The organism is Brachybacterium vulturis (genome assembly GCF_043641765.1).
In the GTDB taxonomy this organism is placed as follows: Bacteria; Actinomycetota; Actinomycetes; order Actinomycetales; family Dermabacteraceae; genus Brachybacterium; species Brachybacterium vulturis_A.
Map to the genome: position 1 here is coordinate 308,816 of NZ_JBHZRO010000001.1, position 16,428 is coordinate 325,243.

Consider the following 16,428-nt stretch of genomic DNA (forward strand, 5'->3'; position numbering starts at 1 on the left):
CCGACCGGGTCGTGTTGCCGACCGGGCCGGCCGGGCTGCGGAGTCCGGGCCGCGGAGTGGCGGGTCAGCCGGTGAGGGAGACGGTGAAGTCGGGCTCGGTGAGCTCCCGGACCTGCTCATGGGTGACCTCGGGCGCGAGCTGGGTGAGCACCAGTCCCTGGTCGGTGACGTCGAAGACGGCCAGCTCGGTGATGATCCGGTTCACCACGCCCTTGCCGGTCAGCGGCAGGGAGCACTCGTGGACGATCTTCGCCGAGCCGTCCTTGGCGGCGTGCTGCATCATCACCACCACTCGCTTCGCGCCGGCGACCAGGTCCATCGCCCCGCCCATGCCCTTGACGAGCTTGCCGGGGATCTGCCAGTTGGCGATGTCGCCGCTGCCGGTGACCTGCATGGCGCCCAGGATCGCGGAGCTCATCTTCCCGCCGCGGATCATGCCGAAGCTGGTGGCGGAGTCGAAGATGGTCGCCCCGGGCAGCAGGGTGATGGTCTGCTTGCCGGCGTTGATGAGGTCCGGGTCCTCCTCGCCCTCGTAGGGCCAGGGACCCATCCCCATCACCCCGTTCTCGGACTGCAGGGTGATGTTCACGCCCTCGGGGAGGTTGTTGGCGACCAGGGTCGGCATGCCGATGCCGAGGTTCACGTAGTCGCCGTCGCGCAGTTCGGCCGCGGCGATCGCGGCCATCTCGTCACGGGTCCAGGCCATCTCAGGCCACCTCCTGCGTCTGGGAATGCGGCGAATCGGGTCGGGGGTGCACGGTGCGCTGCTCGATGTCCTTCTCGGCGGTGGCCTGCATCAGATGGTGCACGTACACGCCGGGGGTGTGGATGTCGTCGGGCTCGATCCGGCCGGGAGCCACGATGTGCTCGGCCTCGGCGAAGGTGACCGCACCGCACATCGCCGCCATCGGGTTGAAGTTGCGGGCGGTGAGCCGGTAGCGGAGGTTGCCGAAGTGGTCCGCGGTGTGGGCGTGGACCAGGGCGAGGTCGGCGGTGATCGCCCGCTCGAGGACATAGGTGCGGCCGTCGAACTCGGCGGTGGGCTTGCCCTCGGCGATCGGGGTGCCGTACCCGGTGGGCGTATAGAAGGCGGGGATGCCGGAGCCGCCGGCGCGCATCCGTTCGGCGAGGGTGCCCTGGGGGACGAACTCGACGTCCAGCTCCTCGTCGATGTACTGCTTCATGAACAGCTTGTTCTCCCCGACATAGCTGGAGAGCACCTTGGTGATCTGGCCGTTCTCCAGCAGCAGGCCCAGGCCCTTGCCGTCCACCCCGAGATTGTTCGAGGCGACGGTGAGGTCCTTGACCCCGCTGTCGCGCACGATGGTGATCAGATCGGTGGGGATCCCGCACAGACCGAACCCTCCCACCGCGATGGTCATGCCGTCGCGCAGCACCGCGGTGAGCTGGGCGGCGGCGTCGTCCGTGACCTTGGACATCGCTGTCCCTCCTAACGAGTGCGTCAACCCCATGCGGCGCCGCGACCGGCTGGACGCATCGAGGGCGTGTCACCCCGACCATATGCGGTCCGCGGTGACCGGTGCCACAGAGGGGTGGACAGGATTCCCGTGCGGGATTTGTAGATTCCTACAGCCACGGAGCGCCTTCGGCGTCCCCATGGAGCACTGCACGGTGGGGCCGTCGTGGACGGCCGGACAGCCGTGGAGGCGCTCGCGCAACCGTCTGGTCAGTCTCCGTGATCCGAGGTGCCCGCGGTCGGCGGACCTGCAAGGGTGGGCACCATGGACGACACTCATGAGACCCCGAGCTCCCAGGTTCCCACGACGGGCGCCAGGGTGCTGCTGGTGGCGGACCCCGGCCTGCCCACGACGAGAGCCCACGCCATCGAGGGCCAGCTGCAGCAGCTGCTCGACGAGGCCTACAGTCCACCGATCAGCCTCGAGGTGAGCACGGCGATGCTGCGCCTGCAGGCGGATGAGACGCTGGACCTCTCCCAGGCGGTGGAGCTGTCGGAATCCTTCGGCGACCCGGATGCGGTGCTGCTGCTGACCGAGATCCCGCGCGTGCAGGACGGCCACCCGCTGATCGCCGAGATCTTCCCCGAGCAGAACATCGCGGTGATCTCCTGCCCCACCCTGGGGGTCGTCACCACCGGGCGCCGGATCATCGATGTGATGATGAGCTGCACGGTGCGGATGAAGCCGCTGCACGACGCCCGCGACACCTCGCGCTATGAGCGCTGGTGGACCACGTGGCGGGAGGGGGACGGCGGCGAGGCGCATCCGCTCCTGCTGGCCTCACGGTTCCTCGGCGGGGCCCGGACGGTGACCGGCATGGTGATGGGCAATGAGCCGCTGCGCACCGCGCCGCGGCTCTCCAGCGCCCTGGCCGCCGCCGCCGCGACCGGGGCGTTCGGCATCTTCTACAGCTCGATCTGGTCGATGTCGATGTACCTGTCCACCCAGCGCCTGGTGGGCATCGGGGTGCTCGCGATGCTCGCGATCACGGCCTGGCTGATCATCGGCAACAAGCTGTGGGATGCCCCGAAGAATGCGGGCCTCGCCCGGGTGGTGCTGCTCTACAACCTCTCCACCGCGCTCACGCTGCTGATGATCGTCGGCCTGCTGTATGTCGTTCTGGTGGTGCTGATCTTCGCCGGAGGGCTCATCGTGATCGCCCCGGAGTATCTGTCCGAGATCATCGGGCGTGACGCCGAGGTGGTGCGGTATCTGGACATCGCGTGGCTGAGCGCGGCGATGGGGATCGTCGCAGGGGCGCTGGGGTCGAGCTTCGACAAGGAGACCGATCTGCGCAGCCTCACCCACGGTCAGCGCGAGCGGCAGCGGATGTACGCCGAGGAGAAGGACTGAGGGAGGAGCGGGCATGAGCAGCGAGCACCGTCCCGCCCGCACCCTGTGGGTGGGCTGCGGCCGGCTCGGCCGGCGAGCCGGTGCGGCGCTGGTGGGAGCCGGGGGAGAGGTGCACGCGCTGCGCCGCGGCGTGAGCGGCCTGCCGGCGGGGTTCCGCGCCCTGCCGGCGGATCTGGCGCACCCCGTGGAGAGGATGCTCCCCGAGGTCGACGCGATGGTCATCACCCTGCCGCCACCGGACGCCGCGGGCGGCTACGAGACCCCGCTGCGCCACCTGGCCGCTGCCCTGCCGCAGCTGCCGGCGCGCACCGTCTTCGTCTCCTCGACCCGGGTGTTCGAGGGGTACGCGGACCGTGCGGACCCCGCCCCCGTGCTCACCGAGGCCGATGCCCCGCAGCCGCTCGGCGACCGGGCCCGCAGCCTCCTGGCCGGTGAGCGGACGGCGCGGGAGCTCTTCGACGCGATCGTGGTGCGGCCGGCCGGGATCTACGGCCCGGGACGGGACCGGATGCTGCGCACGGTGCGCGAGGGACGACCCGTCGCACACCGGCGGCGCACCAACCGGATCCACGAGGAGGACCTCGCCCGCCTCCTGGTCGCCCTGCTCGAGCACCCGGAGCCGCCACGACTGCTGCACGCCGTCGATGATGCCCCTGCCCGTCTCGGCGAGGTGGTCACCCATATCGCCGAGCGGCTGGCACTGCCGGTGCCGCCCGCCGCCGAGCCCGATCCCGGCCACGGCACCGTGCTGAGCGGGGCGCTGAGGACGCAGCTGCTCGGCTCCCTGCGCCATCCGGACTTCCGCTCCGGATACGACGCGATGCTGGCGGACCTGGGGTGCTGACCGCGCGGGCTCAGGCGCCGTGCCGGGACGTCGGCTCAGCGGCGGGGACGGAACGCCAGGCGGATCATGGTCAGCGCCCGAGGAGCCGGGCGAAGAAGCCGGGGCGCTTGGGTGCGTCGGCGTGGCCCGGGCAGCGCTCGGTCTGCGGGACGTTCTGCATCACCTGATCGACGTGCTGGCCGCAGCCGGCCCAGGTGGTCTTGCCGCAGGTGCGGCAGGTGGCGGCTCTGCACATGCTGTTCTCCTTGGAGGTTCGGGGGTGGGTCAGGGGGTCGGAGCGGGCGTCTGCTCGAAGAGCGCCGCGAGGGAAGGATCCGGTGCGACGCGGTTCCAGGGCATCTTCGAGAGCAGTGAGGCCATGGCGCAGGAGTCGCTGAGCGCCGAGTAGGTCAGGCCCGCCCCGATGGCTCCGGCGAACAGTCCCAGCCGGGGGTGGAGGAGCTGCCCGGCCAGTGTGCCCACCAGCACCAGGGACCCGGCCGTCATCCGCACCTGGCGGTCCATGGCCCAGCGGGTCCCGCGCCGCACCACGGCGCCGCCCGACTGCTCGAAGGCGGCGATCCCGCCCGCGAGCACGGCGGCGGAGTCGACTCCGGCCCGCTGCAGGGCCGTGCAGGCCGTGCCGGCCCGGGAGCCGGACTGGCAGACCAGCACGACGTGCTCGCCCATGCGCTCGGCCAGGTCGGCGGTGTGCTCGGTGAGCAGTTCCAGCGGCACGTTGTAGGAGCCGCGGATGTGGGTGGTCGCGAACTCGCCCGGGGTGCGGACGTCGATGATCATCAGCTCCGGGTCCTCGGCGAGGCGCTGGGTGAGCTCGGTCGGCGCGATCGAGCGCGCGTCGTTCTGCACGGTGGCGGTCATCGGGCATCCTCCGCGGTGGTCGCGAGATCGTGCTGCTCGGCGGTCCAGCGGGACCATCCGGCATAGCTGCCCTCGAGCTCGACCACGTCGTACCCGGCGCGGCGCAGCGCGGCGGCGGCCACGGAGTTGCGCAGCCCGGACTGGCAGAAGGTGATCAGCCGTCCGGCGTCCGGTGCGGGCAGCTCGTCCTGGTGGAACAGCACCTTGCCGGCCGAGAGCTGCTCGGCCCCGGAGATGGTGCCCTCCGCATGCTCGCTGCGGTTGCGGACGTCCAGCAGCAGCGCGGTGGAGTCCTCCGCGCGCAGGGCCGGGAGATCGGCCGGGGCGACCACCGGCGGGACCGTGCTGGGCAGGCCCTCGAGGGAGGGGAGGTAGCCGATCAGGGAATCCACCCCGACGCGCACGAAGTGGTCGCCGTATTCGGCGGCCGTCTCGGCATCCTCGGCGAGGACGACCAGCTGCGCCGCATCGCTCTCGGGGTCGAAGGCCCAGGCGATGTGGGTGGCGGCCTTGCCGGGCGAGGGGATGCTCAGGGCCCCCGGCACGGTCCCGGCGTGGACCTCGTCCACGGGGCGCGTATCGACCAGGGCGAGGCTGCCGTCCTCGAGGCCGCGGCTCATTTCCTCGGCCTCCACGGCGCGGGGGGTGGGGCGCTCGCCCAGCAGGGCCGGGCCCTCCTTGTTCTGGCGCTTCATGCGAGCGAAGTAGGCGTGGGCGTCGGGCTGACCATCCAGCAGCTCGTCGATGAAGCCCTGCTCGTCGTCGTTCGCGAGGTAGGGCCCCCACCAGGCGAACTTGCGCTCGTAGCCGACGGTGGTGGAGGGCACGGCGCCGAGCGCCTTGCCGCAGGCGGAGCCGGCGCCGTGGCCGGGGAAGACCTGCACATGGTCCGGCAGGGTCAGGAAGCCGCTCTGGAGCGAGGCGAACAGCTGCTTCGCACCCTCGAAGCGGGTGTTCTCCATCCCCGCGGCCTCGTCCAGCAGGTCGGGCCGTCCCAGATCTCCGGAGAAGACGAAGTCGCCGGTGAGGTAGTAGCCGGGCTCCTCGGTGAAGGCGCCGTCGGTCACCAGGTAGGAGAGGTGCTCGGGGGTGTGGCCCGGGGTGTGGCGGGCGGTGATCGTGATGTTGCCCAGCTGGATCGTGTCACCGTCGTGCAGGAGCTCGGCGTCGAAACCGTAGCTCCAGTCCTCCCCGCCCTCGCCGGAGACGTACGTGGTCGCGCCGGTCGCGGCGGCCAGCTCCCGGGTCCCGGAGAGGAAATCGGCGTGGATGTGGGTCTCGGTGACGGTGGAGATGGTCATCCCGTGGTGAGCGGCGAGGTCCTGGTAGACCTGGATGTCGCGGCGCGGGTCGACCACCAGCGCCACGTTCTCGGCCTGACAGCCGATGAAGTAGCTGGCCTGGGAGAGGTCTTCGTCGTAGATGCGTTCGAGAAGCATGGATCCTCCTGATCGGTGGGTCGTGCGGTCGAGAGGCCGCATATACCCCCGAGGGTATCAAGTACCCCGGGGGGTATGCAAGGTCGGGGCCGGGTGCTCGGGCTCGCGCGGTGGTGGTGTCATTCTCGCGCCCGGGCGAGGGTTCTGGCGAGGGAGGAGGCGCGCAGTCCTCCGCGGTGGGTCTCGACGAGCCGTCCATCCCGGAAGACCATCACCGTGGGCAGGGTGCGGATCTGCGCGGCCGCGGCGAGGCCGGGCTCGGCCTCGGTGTCGACGCTCGCGAACAGCACGTCGGGATGGGCGGCCGACGCGGCGGCGAAGACCGGCGCGAACCGTCGACAGGGGGCGCACCATGAGGCCCAGAAATCAACGACCGCCAGGTGGTGGCCCTCGATCGCGGCCGCGAATTCGGCTTCGGTCAGGGCGAGGACCCCAGCGGGATCGGCGAGGGCCGGGCCGGTCATGAGGCCACCGCCGAGGGGCGCAGCGGGCAGGAGGGGAGCGCGAAGCGGCACACGGCGCCGGCGACCAGGAGGAGGGCCGCCACGAGGGCGACGACGGCGCCGGCGATCCCCGGCAGCTCCTGGACCAGCACGACGGTGCCCATCGCCAGCACGAAGACGCCGAAGCCGGTGCGCAGCGAGGCTTCCGGGAGGTGCCCGGCCAGCCGCGCGCCCCCCAGTGAGCCGAGGATCGCGGCGAGGGTGACCCCGCCGATCAGGCCCCAGTCCAGCGAGACGGAGGTGAGGTACCCGGCGAGGCCCGCGAAGGACTTCAGGGCGATCACCACGAGCGAGGTGCCGACGGCGACCGGCATCGGCAGCCCGCCCAGCAGGGCCAGGGCGGGCACCACGAGGAACCCGCCGCCCGCGCCGACCAGCCCGGTGGCGACCCCGACGGCGAGGCCCTCGAGCACGATCTTCAGCGTCGGCAGCGTGCGGGGGGCGGCGACCTCGAGGGGCGCCGTCCGGCGGCCGCGGAGCATGGCGATCGAGGTCGCGACCATCATCAGGGCGAAGGCGATCATCAGCACGGTGCCCGGGAGGTATCCCCCGAGGATCCCGCCCCCGAAGGCGCCGACCATCCCGGCCGTCCCGAAGTGCAGTCCCGTGCGCCACTGCACCCGGCCCGCGCGGGCATGGCTGAGGGCGCTGACGGCGGAGGTGGTGCCGACGACGAACAGCGAGGCGGCGATCGCCTCCTTCGGCGGGAGTCCCGCCACGTAGGTCAGGATCGGCACCGTGAGGATCGAGCCGCCCCCGCCCAGCAGTCCGAGGGAGACGCCGATGAGCACCGCCAGCAGCAGGGTCAGGGCGAGGGTGGGTGTCACGGGGGCCTCCGAGGGGCAGGGGTCGTAGGGCGGGCGAGCCGGCGGAGCGCTCTGGGAGCACCCCGCGGCGACGAGACTGCCACATACCCATGGGGGTATGCAAGACACCCCCTGGGGTATAGGATGAGGGTGTCGCCGACGGCGCCAGCCGATGTCATCAGGAGGACACCATGGAACTCGACCCCGCGGGCATGACCCCCGTCATCCACCGTCTCAAGCGCGCCCAGGGCCAGCTTGCCGCCGTCACCCGGATGCTCGAGGAGGGCAAGGAGTGCAAGGACGTCGTCACCCAGCTCTCCGCGGTGTCCAAGGCGCTGGACCGGGCCGGGTTCGCGATCATCGCCAGCGGCATGGAGCAGTGCATGAACAGCGACAACCAGGAGCTGGACCGCAAGGAGCTGGAGAAGCTGTTCCTCAGCCTGGCCTGATGTCCTTGCTGGCCATGCCCAGATCGAGCGCCACGATGCCCGGTACCCCGACCCGAAGGAGCATGACATGACCTATGCCCACCAGCTCACCCTGGCCCAGCCCTACCACCGCGCGGTGGAGAGCGTGCGCGCGGCGCTGTTCGCGCAGGGCTTCGGCATCATCACCGAGATCGACATGCGTGCCACCTTCGAGGCCAAGATCGATGCCGCCGCGGCGCAGGAGATCGGCGACTATGTGATCCTCGGCGCCTGCAACCCCGGCCTCGCCCGCCAGGCCCTCGCCGCCGAACCGCAGCTCGGCGCGCTCCTGCCGTGCAACGTCATCGTCCGCCGCGGCGAGGAGGGCCGCAGCATCGTCGAGGCGATGGACCCGATGGTCATGGTCCAGCTCAGCGACAGCGAGCAGGTCCGCGCCGTGGCCGAGGACGCCGATGCCCGGCTGCGCGCGGCGCTGGGGGCGCTGGCAGGGGAGTGAGCCGAGCGGGCCGCGTCGGCGCGGTTCAGCGCCAGCTGTGCTGCGGGTCGTAGCCCAGCACGGCGCGAGCCTTCTCGATCGAGAGCAGGGTGCCGTGGCCGGAGATGTTCCCGTGCACCGGCACGTCCGGGAACACCTCGGTGACGAGCTCGGTGTTGTCCCGTGACATGACGGTATCGGCGGCGGCGATGATGAAGCGGTCGAAACCGGGCACCGGGTGCTCCAGTGCCAGGCGCACCGCCTGGGCACCGTCGCGGCCGTCGAGGTAGCCCCAGAGTTTCCCCTTGCGCAGCTGCGCGTCCGCATCGAAGGAGGGGAAGGCGGCGTAGTCCTCCTCGTCCATGACGTTCGAGAACCGCAGCGCGATGATCTTCAGCTCCGGATGCCAACGGGTGAGTTCGATCGCCAGCTGCTCCTCGAGGTGCTTGGACAGGGAGTAGGTGGACTCGGGTCGGGCGGCGTACTCCTCGTCCGCCGGGAGGTACGGCGGCGGGGTGTCGAAGGGGAGCCCGAGGACCGTCTCGCTGGAGGCGGTGACGATGTTCCTGTTGCCTGCCTTGAGCGCGGCCGTGAACACGGTGTAGGTACCCAGCAGGTTGTTGTGGAACGTCGCGGTGTTGGTCGCCAGGCCCGGGGCGGGGATGGCGCTGAGGTGCACCACGGCCTCGAAACCGTCGGGGGCCTGCTCGTCGATGCCGGTGAGCGCGTCGTGCACCTGGCCGGCGTCGGTGAGGTCGATCTGCACGAAGCCCGGGCCGCGCTCGCCGGAGCGGTCCAGGTTCACCACCTGGTGCCCGTGGTCCTGCAGATGTCGGACCACCGTTCGTCCGAGCTTTCCCGAGCCACCTGTCACTGCGATTCTCATCAGGCCATCGTGCACCCGTCGGGGCTGAGAGGGAACAGCGCCGGGTTCCCGTGCTGGATGGTCATCTCCGTTCCGGCGCCCCGCGTGGCCTTCAGCTCTGCACGGTGCCAGGCCTTGCCGAAGAGTGCCTCCGCCGACAGGAACCGGGTTTCGCAGCTCAGCCGTGGCCGTTTCCGGAAGCCGGCCCTTCCCTGTCCGAGACCAGCAGGTCGGCCCATCCGGCACCGGTGCGACCGCTGCCAGGCTCCCCAGCTGGCTCGCAACGGCGAAAAGACGGAAGTGCGTAGATTCTGGCCCAGAAATATGCGGTTGATTGATGACCGTCATGGAAATGGGGCGAACACTGTGAGAGAGGAAGGTTCCTGCTACGCACGCCGCTGACCTCGGCAGACGAGTTGACGACCCTGGGCCTAGCACATAGTGTTCGAGCACTTGCTGACCGTTGATCGGTCGTGACGCGTCCACACAGAACGGGGCCATCCGCGTGAGCATGACTGAGCAGAGTTCTCGCCAGCGTTCGAAGTCGGAGATCTCGATCTCCAAAGGATGGGTGCAGGGCGTCGCGCTCGTGCTCGTCTTCGGGTTCATGGTCATGGGGGTGCTCGCATACCGCACGTACACCGATTCGATGCCGATGCCCCAGCAGGTGGTCAGTGAGGATGGGGAGGCCGTCTTCACGCAGGAGGAGATCACCCGCGGTCAGAACATCTTCCTGACCCGAGGTATCCAGCAGTACGGCTCGATCCTGGGCCATGGCGCCTACCTCGGGCCGGACTTCACCGCCGAGTACCTGCGTCTGAGCAGCGAGCACATCACTGACCTGCTCGAGCAGCAGGGCGTGCAGGAGCCGGCGGCCGCGACCTCGGAGATGCAGCGGACCAACCGTTATGACGAAGAATCCGGCACCCTCGTCCTCACCGACGAACAGATCAGTGCGTACCAGGAGCTCCAGGGCTATTACGCAGACTTCTTCGGCGATCCGACGACCGCGAACGGGCTGATCCCCAACGCGATCACCGACCCGCAGGACATCCACGACCTGACCGCGTTCTACGCCTGGACGGCATGGGCGAGCGCGGCGGAGCGCCCGAACCAGAACTACTCCTACACCAACAACTGGCCGGCCGAGCAGCGCGTCGACAACCATCCGACTGCAGACATCCTCGTCTGGTCTGCGATCTCCTTGGTCGCGCTGCTGGTGGGCCTGGGCATCCTGTTCGCGATCTACGGGCGCTGGAGCGCCAAGCTCGGCTGGAAGGGCAACGACACCACGTCCCTGAAGTTCCTCCAGCCCGGAGAGGTGGGGATCACGAAGGCCCAGCGCTCCACCGCCTGGTTCTTCCTCGTGGTGGCCCTGCTGTTCCTCATCCAGGCCACCGTGGGCGCGTCCGTCGAGCACTACCGGGTCGAGCTCCAAGGTTTCTTCGGCTTCGACCTCGCGCAGATCTTCCCCTTCAACCTCGCGCGCACCTGGCACGTGCAGCTCTCGTTGCTGTGGACCTCTGCCGCGTTCCTGGCTGCCGCGATCTTCCTGGCCCCGATCATCTCGGGCCGGGAACCGCGCGGGCAGCACCTGCTGTCCTATGGTCTGCTGGGCGCCCTTGCGCTCGTGGTCGTCGGCATGTTCGGCGGTACCGCCATCAGCATCTACGGCCCCGAGTGGGCCGACGGGTCGCCCTTCTTCTCCCAGCAGTGGGAATACCTGGACCTGCCCCGCTTCTTCCAGGTCTTGCTGGCTATCGGGCTGTTCCTGTGGTTCCTGATCATCTTCCGCGCGATCCGTTCGAGGTTGCGCACCGAATCCAAGTTCAACATGCCGTGGCTCTTCGTCTATGCGGCACTCGCCATCCCCGCCTTCTACGCGGTGGGCCTCCTGGCGACCAACGAGACGCATCTGACCGTCGCCGAGTTCTGGCGCTTCTGGGTGGTGCACCTGTGGGTCGAGGACTTCCTGGAGCTGTTCACCACGGTGATGGTGGCCTATATCTTCGTGATGCTGGGCGTGGTGCGACGCCGGATCGCGATCCAGATCATTCTGCTCGACGTCATCCTCTACTCCTCCGGCGGCGTCATCGGCACCATGCACCACCTGTACTTCTCGGGCACCCCGGTGGAGCACATGGCGCTCGGTGCGGTCTTCTCGGCGCTGGAGGTGATCCCGCTCACCTTCCTGACCGTCGAGGCGTGGACGTTCCTGCAGCTGGGCGCCCGGCAGGAGTCGCGCACCAAGGCCCCCTTCCCGCACCGCTGGGCGGTCATGTTCCTGGTCGCTGTCGGCTTCTGGAACTTCCTGGGCGCGGGCGTGTTCGGCTTCCTGGTGAACCTCCCCATCGTCTCCTATTACCAGATCGGCACCTCGCTGACCGCGAACCATGCACACGGGTCGATGATGGGTGTTTACGGGATGTTGGCCGTCGGCCTGACGCTGTTCGCGCTGCGGTACGTCATCCCGCCCCAGAAGTGGCCGGAACGACTGGCCAAGCTCTCCTTCTGGTCGCTGAACATCGGACTCGCCTGGATGATGTTCGCGACGCTGCTTCCGCTGGGAGTGCTGCAGCTGTGGGCCTCCGTCAACGAGGGCTATTTCGAGGCCCGCGCGCTGGGCTACATCACGCAGCCGGGGAACGTGGCGCTGGAGTGGATGCGCCTGCCCGGAGACGTGGTGTTCCTGGTCGGAGGGGTTCTGCCCTTCGTCTATATCACCTGGTTGGGGGTTCGGTACGGGGTGAAGGCCACCGTTAACCGCATGGAACCCGAGACCCTCTTCGTCGAGGAGCATCCAGAGGCCCGGGAGGACCGGACCGGGAATCCCGAAGCGGCCCTCGCAGTCTCCACGAGCGTCTCGGGCACGGTCCCCTCCAGTCGGTATGCCTCGGATCGCCGCCGGGATGAGGAGGGGGAGGAGACCACACCATGAGTGCGATCGAGCTCACTGCGTGGCTCTCTGCGGGGTACGCCGTGGTCCTCCTGCTGTGCGCCTACGGGATCGACCTGCTCGCCCGGCGTGCCCACACCGCGAACGACGAGCAGCAGACCCAGGGTTTCGTGTTCCATGAGGACCACGACGCCTGGCTCTGCCCCGAGGACCAGTGGCTGTGGCCCCAGTCCTTCGACCCCGACAATCGCGTGATGCGGTACCGCGGCAAGCCCTCGGTCTGCAACGCCTGCCCCGTCAAGGACTCCTGCACCTCGTCCGATGACGGCCGTGAACTGGGGCGGACGGTCGATTCCTGGCCGTCCTCCGAATCTGCTCGGTTCCACCGCGGTATCGCCTGCTCCGTGACCGTGCTCGCCGTTCTCTGGCCGGTGGTCTCCAGTGTCACGGTCGAGCACCTGGCCAGTCAGATCCTGCTGTTGGGCACTGCCCTTGTCATGGCGATCGCCGCCCTGCCGCTCTGGTCCCACCTGCGCCGGTCCCCGGTCGACCCCGAGGGAGTGCTGTTCAAATCGTTGGATGAGAACCTGGAGGATCGCGCCCGCGCCGTCGAGACCCTCGACCGTCGCCGCACCAGCTATGCCTCCGATCGACGCCCCGCCGCGGTTCCTGTCCCCCTGGATCTGGGACGCACCCGTTACGCCTCCGAACGAAGGAGCACGACCGAGAATGCCTAGCCCACTGCTCCTCGCGATCATCGTGATCGTGATCCTGCTCGTCGTGCTCATCACGTCGCTGAGAGTGGTGCGCGAGTACGAGCGGATGGTCGTCTTCCGCCTCGGCCGCCTGCGCGGCTCACTCGGGCCAGGCCTCGTGCTCATGCTGCCCTTCCTGGACCGATCCGTACGGATCGATCTGCGAGTGGTCACGCTGACCATCCCTCCGCAGGAGGTGATCACCCGCGACAACGTCACCGCCCGCGTGAACGCCGTGGTCATGTTCAAGGTGGCGGAACCGGTGCGGTCGGTGATGTCGGTGGAGAACCACGTCGTCGCCACCTCCCAGTTCGCTCAGACCACCCTGCGCTCCGTCGTGGGACGTGCGGACCTGGACACGCTCCTGGCCCATCGGGCCGACCTCAACGAGGACCTCGCCCAGTCGATTGCGCAGCAGGCCGTGCCGTGGGGCGTGGAGGTCTCGGTCGTCGAGATCAAGGACGTCGAGATCCCCGAGATGATGCAACGGGCCATGGCTCGCCAGGCGGAGGCCGAGCGCGAGCGTCGGGCCAAGGTGATCAGCGCCCACGGCGAGCTGGAGGCGGCGGAGGAGCTGCGCGACGCGGCCCGGATCCTCGGCGAGGCACCCGGATCGCTGCAGCTGCGCTATCTCCAGACCCTGCTCGAGCTCGGTGCGGACCAGAACTCCACCGTGGTGTTCCCACTGCCGATGGATATCGTCGGCCCGCTGATGGGCGCGCTGGAGCAGCTCTCTCCCCACAGCGGCGACCACGCTCCCCACGCGACCGCGACTGCCCGGGACTCGCCCGACTCGTACGCCCCCGCAGCTCCCGACAACCTTGCAGAAGGGCGATCATCATGAATGACACCAGCCCTGTCCCTGGGCAGGCCTCCGCCGTCGGTCCCACTCAGGCCTCCGGGGCCCGGCCGACGGGCGGTGACCGCGTCGGGATCCTCGACGGCGACATTCCGGTCCCGCCCGGCCGTCCGGTGCGTCTGGAGCCCACTCCCCCAGGATTCTGGCGAGTGCTGCTGGGGGCCATCGTTACCGTGCTCGCGCCCCTGTTCGGCATCTTGGTGGGCACCAGCGTGGGAGCCCCGGCCAGCGGAGGCGCCATGGATCCTCTGTACTGGGGATTCTTCCTCGGTGGGCTGCTCGGATTGCTCGGCCTGGTATCGGCGGTGTTCGGTGCCGCGTCGCTGATACGGCACTCGCGGACGACGACGGCGGAGGAGCCCTCGTGAGTGCGCCTCACGTGCACGCACCGGCCGACCCCACGCAGCGCCCGGGCATCGCCGCTCCGGCTCGGAGCAGCAGCGGTTTCCGGTCCGACAGGGCTCCGGACCGGATCATGCGACGGCTGACCGGGGTCACGGAGCTCGACAGGAGGTCCGGCGAGGGGGCGCATCGTGCCTTCCGGATCTCCGTCGTCCTCTCGGCTCTCCGCTGCCTCATCACCTACGTCGCGATTCCGATCATCATCCCGATCCTGAGCCTCTCCGGCTGGGTCGCCGGACCGGTCGGGATCGCGCTCTGTGTGGTTGCTGCCATCAACGGAGTGGTCAGCGTGCGCCGGTTCTGGCGGGCAGATCACCGGCACCGGTGGACATACACCGTCTTCATCGTGATCGTGTTCGCGATCCTCACCGTTTCCACGATCACCGAACTGAGCCGATTGGGAGTGGCGCTATGAGCATGACGCACGATGCACGAACCGATTCCCCTCGGGCGGAGCACGCACAGGGCGAGGCCCTGCGCAGCACCCCGCCGACGACCGAGGGCTGGACCCCCGAAGACCGAGCGCCGAGTGCGGCGGAGAACAACTTCATGAGCTTCGCCCTGTTCGGGTTCCTCATCATCTTCGGCGTCGGCTGCCTCGTCTTCCTCTGAGCCCCGAGCACGCCCAGGTCGAGCAGCCCAGGTTCGTGACGCGCTGTGGCTCGCGGCCGGTGCGAGCCCGCCCTTGTGCTCGCCGCACGGGGGCAGGGAGAGGATCTCTTCGCGTCAGGTCTCGATGAGCCGGGCGGAGATCACGGTGTTGTCGAGGTGGTGACCGTCCTCGTCGACGTCCCCGCTGCAGGTGATCAGTCGCAGCTCGGGCCCCTCGGTGCGTCCGTAGACGGTCAGGGTGGGGAACTCGTCCTTGGGATAGCGGACGGAGTCGTAGACCTCGAAGCCGGCGGTGGTCCCGTCCTCGCGCTCGATGTCGATCCGGTCGCCGGGCGCGAGACGGCCCAGCTCGAAGAACACCGACGGCTCCCCGCCCCAGGTCACGTGCCCCTCGATGACGGACGGACCGAGTTCGCCGGGGGTGGGAGAGCCCTCGAACCAGGCCGGCAGGTGCGCGCGGTCACCGCTGGGCGCGAGCAGCTCCCCGTCCGGGCCGAGACCGATCGGGAAGACCCTCTCCTCGACACCGATCGAGGAGATGGTCAGGGACGTCGGTGCGGACTCCGCGAGTGCTTCCACCGGCGGGGTCGACATTGCGGCCGCCCCGGGTCCTTCCTCGGAGCCGGTCGCGTCAGTGCTCGGGGCCGGCGACGGTCCTGCGAGCGGCGTGCCGGAGGTGGACGCGCTGCCGCCTGCATCAGAGGCACCCGTGGACGCTTGCCGTTCGGGCTGCGGTGGGGCGCCGACCTGGTTCGTCAGGGCGAACACCACGAGCGCCGCACCCACGAGCGCGAGAACGCCGAGGGCGACGACCGTCGTGCGACGGCCGCCGCCCTGGCGGGGTGATCCCGGTGGGGTCATCTCACTTCTGGAGCGCGCGCTTGCGCAGTGCGACCATGCCGGCAGCCGCCGCGGCGATCAGGCCGCCACCGGCGAACAGGGCCCCGGCGGACTCGATGCCGGCAGTGGAGCCGTCACCGGTCTCCACGCCGCCCTCGGTGGTCAGCGACACCGCGACCGCACCGTAGGAATCGGCGGCGTCGGTGGTGCGGATCGCCCCCTCGAAGCCGGAGCCCTCCATGCCCGGATCGGGGCACTCATTCGCCCCGCCGATATGGATGTGCTGGGCGTGCGGCGCCTCTGCGAGCAGTCCCGCGGTCTCGAGCGTCACCGTGACCTCGTTGCCCTCGAGCGAGATCCACGCAGAGCCGGACGCTCCCGAGTCGTTCAACTCGCTCAGGCTGGCCTCGAGAGTGGTGGCGCCCTCGCCGTCGTGATCGTCCGCCAGTGCGGCACCGGATGCTCCGAACGTGCCGAGCATGGCCGTGGCCGCGAACAGGGGCAGAACCTGCTTCGTTCTCATGCGCATGGTGACTCCTTCAGGGGCACCGGACGGCCGAGCAGCCGTCGGGGACGATGGCCCACATGTGGTTCGGAGCACACTGTCACGAATCCTTAGATAGGCTAAGTAGTTTTTCCGACGCAGGATTCCTTGACTCTCCTGAGGGCACGGGGGCACCTGTTGCCTCGAGGCGGTGGCTCAGGAGTGCCCGAGGACCGTGGAAGTGGGTGCCTTCCGATCGGTAGGTGCGTGCAGCCTCGGGCGGCACGGCGCATCCTCAGTGGCAGACGCAGCCATGCCGAGACCGGCTCGAGGAGGTTGCGCGGAAGCAGCCGGAAGTGCGTCTCCGCGCCGGTCCTGCTGACTCTTCGCAGCGTGTGAGGGGCTCGCCGGAACAGATCCCGGCGAGCCCCTCGAGCTGCGTGCGCGAGCCTCAGACGCTATGGGGGTGGCGGAGTCGCTGGGTCGGGTCTTGTGGCCCAGGGCCCCGCTATGAAGACTCGTGGATCA

General features: G+C 69.4%; 20 protein-coding genes. 10 read left to right on the forward strand and 10 right to left on the reverse strand.

The window, feature by feature from the left end; translation table 11 throughout:
* Positions 1–64 precede the first annotated feature (64 nt).
* Positions 65–706 (reverse strand): CoA transferase subunit B, encoded by a 642-nt coding sequence (locus tag ACHUEU_RS01380; RefSeq protein WP_394214085.1) that lies wholly within the window; start codon positions 704–706, stop codon positions 65–67.
* Position 707: 1 nt separating this feature from the next.
* Positions 708–1,439 (reverse strand): CoA transferase subunit A, encoded by a 732-nt coding sequence (locus ACHUEU_RS01385; RefSeq protein ID WP_394214086.1) that lies wholly within the window; start codon positions 1,437–1,439, stop codon positions 708–710.
* Positions 1,440–1,742: 303 nt separating this feature from the next.
* Between ACHUEU_RS01385 and ACHUEU_RS01390 the strand changes: the two genes are divergently transcribed.
* Both ACHUEU_RS01390 and ACHUEU_RS01395 read left to right on the forward strand, forming a co-directional pair.
* Positions 1,743–2,831 carry a hypothetical protein gene (locus tag ACHUEU_RS01390; protein ID WP_394214087.1) on the forward strand — a complete coding sequence of 363 codons (1,089 nt, stop codon included), beginning with the start codon at positions 1,743–1,745 and terminating at the stop codon, positions 2,829–2,831.
* A 13-nt stretch (positions 2,832–2,844) separates the two neighbouring features.
* Positions 2,845–3,675 carry a sugar nucleotide-binding protein gene (locus ACHUEU_RS01395; protein ID WP_394214088.1) on the forward strand — a complete coding sequence of 277 codons (831 nt, stop codon included), beginning with the start codon at positions 2,845–2,847 and terminating at the stop codon, positions 3,673–3,675.
* Positions 3,676–3,745: 70 nt separating this feature from the next.
* Here the strand turns inward: ACHUEU_RS01395 and ACHUEU_RS01400 are convergent, their stop codons facing one another.
* From ACHUEU_RS01400 to ACHUEU_RS01420, 5 genes are all read right to left on the reverse strand, one after another.
* Entirely contained in the window at positions 3,746–3,910 is a 165-nt protein-coding gene (locus tag ACHUEU_RS01400) for a hypothetical protein (RefSeq protein ID WP_394214089.1), read from the reverse strand.
* A gap of 29 nt (positions 3,911–3,939) precedes the next feature.
* Positions 3,940–4,536, reverse strand: a complete 597-nt coding sequence (locus ACHUEU_RS01405) for a rhodanese-like domain-containing protein (protein ID WP_394214090.1) — start codon at positions 4,534–4,536, stop codon at positions 3,940–3,942.
* Positions 4,533–5,975, reverse strand: coding sequence for a rhodanese-like domain-containing protein (locus ACHUEU_RS01410; RefSeq protein WP_394214091.1), 1,443 nt, complete (start codon positions 5,973–5,975; stop codon positions 4,533–4,535). The genes ACHUEU_RS01405 and ACHUEU_RS01410 overlap by 4 nt, the downstream gene beginning before the upstream one ends.
* A 119-nt stretch (positions 5,976–6,094) precedes the next feature.
* Positions 6,095–6,439 (reverse strand): thioredoxin family protein, encoded by a 345-nt coding sequence (locus ACHUEU_RS01415; protein WP_394214092.1) that lies wholly within the window; start codon positions 6,437–6,439, stop codon positions 6,095–6,097.
* Positions 6,436–7,305 (reverse strand): sulfite exporter TauE/SafE family protein, encoded by an 870-nt coding sequence (locus ACHUEU_RS01420; RefSeq protein ID WP_394214093.1) that lies wholly within the window; start codon positions 7,303–7,305, stop codon positions 6,436–6,438. Before ACHUEU_RS01420 ends, ACHUEU_RS01415 begins: the two co-directional genes overlap by 4 nt.
* Before the next feature lie 170 nt (positions 7,306–7,475).
* Between ACHUEU_RS01420 and ACHUEU_RS01425 the strand changes: the two genes are divergently transcribed.
* The gene (locus ACHUEU_RS01425; RefSeq protein WP_394214094.1) at positions 7,476–7,733 is read left to right on the forward strand and encodes a metal-sensitive transcriptional regulator; all 258 of its coding nucleotides are present in this window, start codon (positions 7,476–7,478) and stop codon (positions 7,731–7,733) included.
* Positions 7,734–7,800: 67 nt separating this feature from the next.
* Positions 7,801–8,208, forward strand: a complete 408-nt coding sequence (locus ACHUEU_RS01430) for a DUF302 domain-containing protein (protein WP_394214095.1) — start codon at positions 7,801–7,803, stop codon at positions 8,206–8,208.
* A 25-nt stretch (positions 8,209–8,233) separates the two neighbouring features.
* Here the strand turns inward: ACHUEU_RS01430 and ACHUEU_RS01435 are convergent, their stop codons facing one another.
* Positions 8,234–9,073 carry an NAD-dependent epimerase/dehydratase family protein gene (locus ACHUEU_RS01435; protein WP_394214096.1) on the reverse strand — a complete coding sequence of 280 codons (840 nt, stop codon included), beginning with the start codon at positions 9,071–9,073 and terminating at the stop codon, positions 8,234–8,236.
* A gap of 490 nt (positions 9,074–9,563) precedes the next feature.
* Between ACHUEU_RS01435 and ACHUEU_RS01440 the strand changes: the two genes are divergently transcribed.
* From ACHUEU_RS01440 to ACHUEU_RS01465, 6 genes are read left to right on the forward strand one after another with little or no spacing between them, the layout of a single operon-like run.
* Entirely contained in the window at positions 9,564–11,990 is a 2,427-nt protein-coding gene (locus ACHUEU_RS01440) for a nitric-oxide reductase large subunit (protein ID WP_394214097.1), read from the forward strand.
* Positions 11,987–12,685 (forward strand): hypothetical protein, encoded by a 699-nt coding sequence (locus tag ACHUEU_RS01445; protein ID WP_394214098.1) that lies wholly within the window; start codon positions 11,987–11,989, stop codon positions 12,683–12,685. Before ACHUEU_RS01440 ends, ACHUEU_RS01445 begins: the two co-directional genes overlap by 4 nt.
* Positions 12,678–13,547, forward strand: coding sequence for a slipin family protein (locus tag ACHUEU_RS01450; protein WP_394214099.1), 870 nt, complete (start codon positions 12,678–12,680; stop codon positions 13,545–13,547). The genes ACHUEU_RS01445 and ACHUEU_RS01450 overlap by 8 nt, the downstream gene beginning before the upstream one ends.
* On the forward strand, positions 13,544–13,930 hold the full coding sequence (locus tag ACHUEU_RS01455; RefSeq protein ID WP_394214100.1) for a hypothetical protein: 387 nt from the start codon (positions 13,544–13,546) through the stop codon (positions 13,928–13,930). Before ACHUEU_RS01450 ends, ACHUEU_RS01455 begins: the two co-directional genes overlap by 4 nt.
* Positions 13,927–14,379 carry a hypothetical protein gene (locus ACHUEU_RS01460; protein ID WP_394214101.1) on the forward strand — a complete coding sequence of 151 codons (453 nt, stop codon included), beginning with the start codon at positions 13,927–13,929 and terminating at the stop codon, positions 14,377–14,379. Before ACHUEU_RS01455 ends, ACHUEU_RS01460 begins: the two co-directional genes overlap by 4 nt.
* Positions 14,376–14,576 carry a hypothetical protein gene (locus tag ACHUEU_RS01465; protein WP_394214102.1) on the forward strand — a complete coding sequence of 67 codons (201 nt, stop codon included), beginning with the start codon at positions 14,376–14,378 and terminating at the stop codon, positions 14,574–14,576. Before ACHUEU_RS01460 ends, ACHUEU_RS01465 begins: the two co-directional genes overlap by 4 nt.
* A gap of 114 nt (positions 14,577–14,690) precedes the next feature.
* Here the strand turns inward: ACHUEU_RS01465 and ACHUEU_RS01470 are convergent, their stop codons facing one another.
* The gene (locus ACHUEU_RS01470) at positions 14,691–15,170 is read right to left on the reverse strand and encodes a class F sortase (RefSeq protein WP_394214103.1); all 480 of its coding nucleotides are present in this window, start codon (positions 15,168–15,170) and stop codon (positions 14,691–14,693) included.
* Positions 15,171–15,438: 268 nt separating this feature from the next.
* Positions 15,439–15,939 (reverse strand): hypothetical protein, encoded by a 501-nt coding sequence (locus ACHUEU_RS01475; RefSeq protein WP_394214104.1) that lies wholly within the window; start codon positions 15,937–15,939, stop codon positions 15,439–15,441.
* Between the last annotated feature and the right edge of the window lie 489 nt (positions 15,940–16,428).

Excerpts from the sequence above, each read along its gene's own strand:
- ACHUEU_RS01380 (WP_394214085.1), bottom strand. The coding sequence starts at position 706 with ATGGCCTGGACCCGTGACGAGATGGCCGCGATCGCCGCGGCCGAACTG.
- ACHUEU_RS01385 (WP_394214086.1), bottom strand. The coding sequence starts at position 1,439 with ATGTCCAAGGTCACGGACGACGCCGCCGCCCAGCTCACCGCGGTGCTG.
- ACHUEU_RS01390 (WP_394214087.1), top strand. The coding sequence starts at position 1,743 with ATGGACGACACTCATGAGACCCCGAGCTCCCAGGTTCCCACGACGGGC.
- ACHUEU_RS01395 (WP_394214088.1), top strand. The coding sequence starts at position 2,845 with ATGAGCAGCGAGCACCGTCCCGCCCGCACCCTGTGGGTGGGCTGCGGC.
- ACHUEU_RS01400 (WP_394214089.1), bottom strand. The coding sequence starts at position 3,910 with ATGTGCAGAGCCGCCACCTGCCGCACCTGCGGCAAGACCACCTGGGCC.
- ACHUEU_RS01405 (WP_394214090.1), bottom strand. The coding sequence starts at position 4,536 with ATGACCGCCACCGTGCAGAACGACGCGCGCTCGATCGCGCCGACCGAG.
- ACHUEU_RS01410 (WP_394214091.1), bottom strand. The coding sequence starts at position 5,975 with ATGCTTCTCGAACGCATCTACGACGAAGACCTCTCCCAGGCCAGCTAC.
- ACHUEU_RS01415 (WP_394214092.1), bottom strand. The coding sequence starts at position 6,439 with ATGACCGGCCCGGCCCTCGCCGATCCCGCTGGGGTCCTCGCCCTGACC.
- ACHUEU_RS01425 (WP_394214094.1), top strand. The coding sequence starts at position 7,476 with ATGGAACTCGACCCCGCGGGCATGACCCCCGTCATCCACCGTCTCAAG.
- ACHUEU_RS01430 (WP_394214095.1), top strand. The coding sequence starts at position 7,801 with ATGACCTATGCCCACCAGCTCACCCTGGCCCAGCCCTACCACCGCGCG.
- ACHUEU_RS01435 (WP_394214096.1), bottom strand. The coding sequence starts at position 9,073 with ATGAGAATCGCAGTGACAGGTGGCTCGGGAAAGCTCGGACGAACGGTG.
- ACHUEU_RS01440 (WP_394214097.1), top strand. The coding sequence starts at position 9,564 with ATGACTGAGCAGAGTTCTCGCCAGCGTTCGAAGTCGGAGATCTCGATC.
- ACHUEU_RS01445 (WP_394214098.1), top strand. The coding sequence starts at position 11,987 with ATGAGTGCGATCGAGCTCACTGCGTGGCTCTCTGCGGGGTACGCCGTG.
- ACHUEU_RS01450 (WP_394214099.1), top strand. The coding sequence starts at position 12,678 with ATGCCTAGCCCACTGCTCCTCGCGATCATCGTGATCGTGATCCTGCTC.
- ACHUEU_RS01455 (WP_394214100.1), top strand. The coding sequence starts at position 13,544 with ATGAATGACACCAGCCCTGTCCCTGGGCAGGCCTCCGCCGTCGGTCCC.
- ACHUEU_RS01465 (WP_394214102.1), top strand. The coding sequence starts at position 14,376 with ATGAGCATGACGCACGATGCACGAACCGATTCCCCTCGGGCGGAGCAC.
- ACHUEU_RS01470 (WP_394214103.1), bottom strand. The coding sequence starts at position 15,170 with ATGTCGACCCCGCCGGTGGAAGCACTCGCGGAGTCCGCACCGACGTCC.
- ACHUEU_RS01475 (WP_394214104.1), bottom strand. The coding sequence starts at position 15,939 with ATGAGAACGAAGCAGGTTCTGCCCCTGTTCGCGGCCACGGCCATGCTC.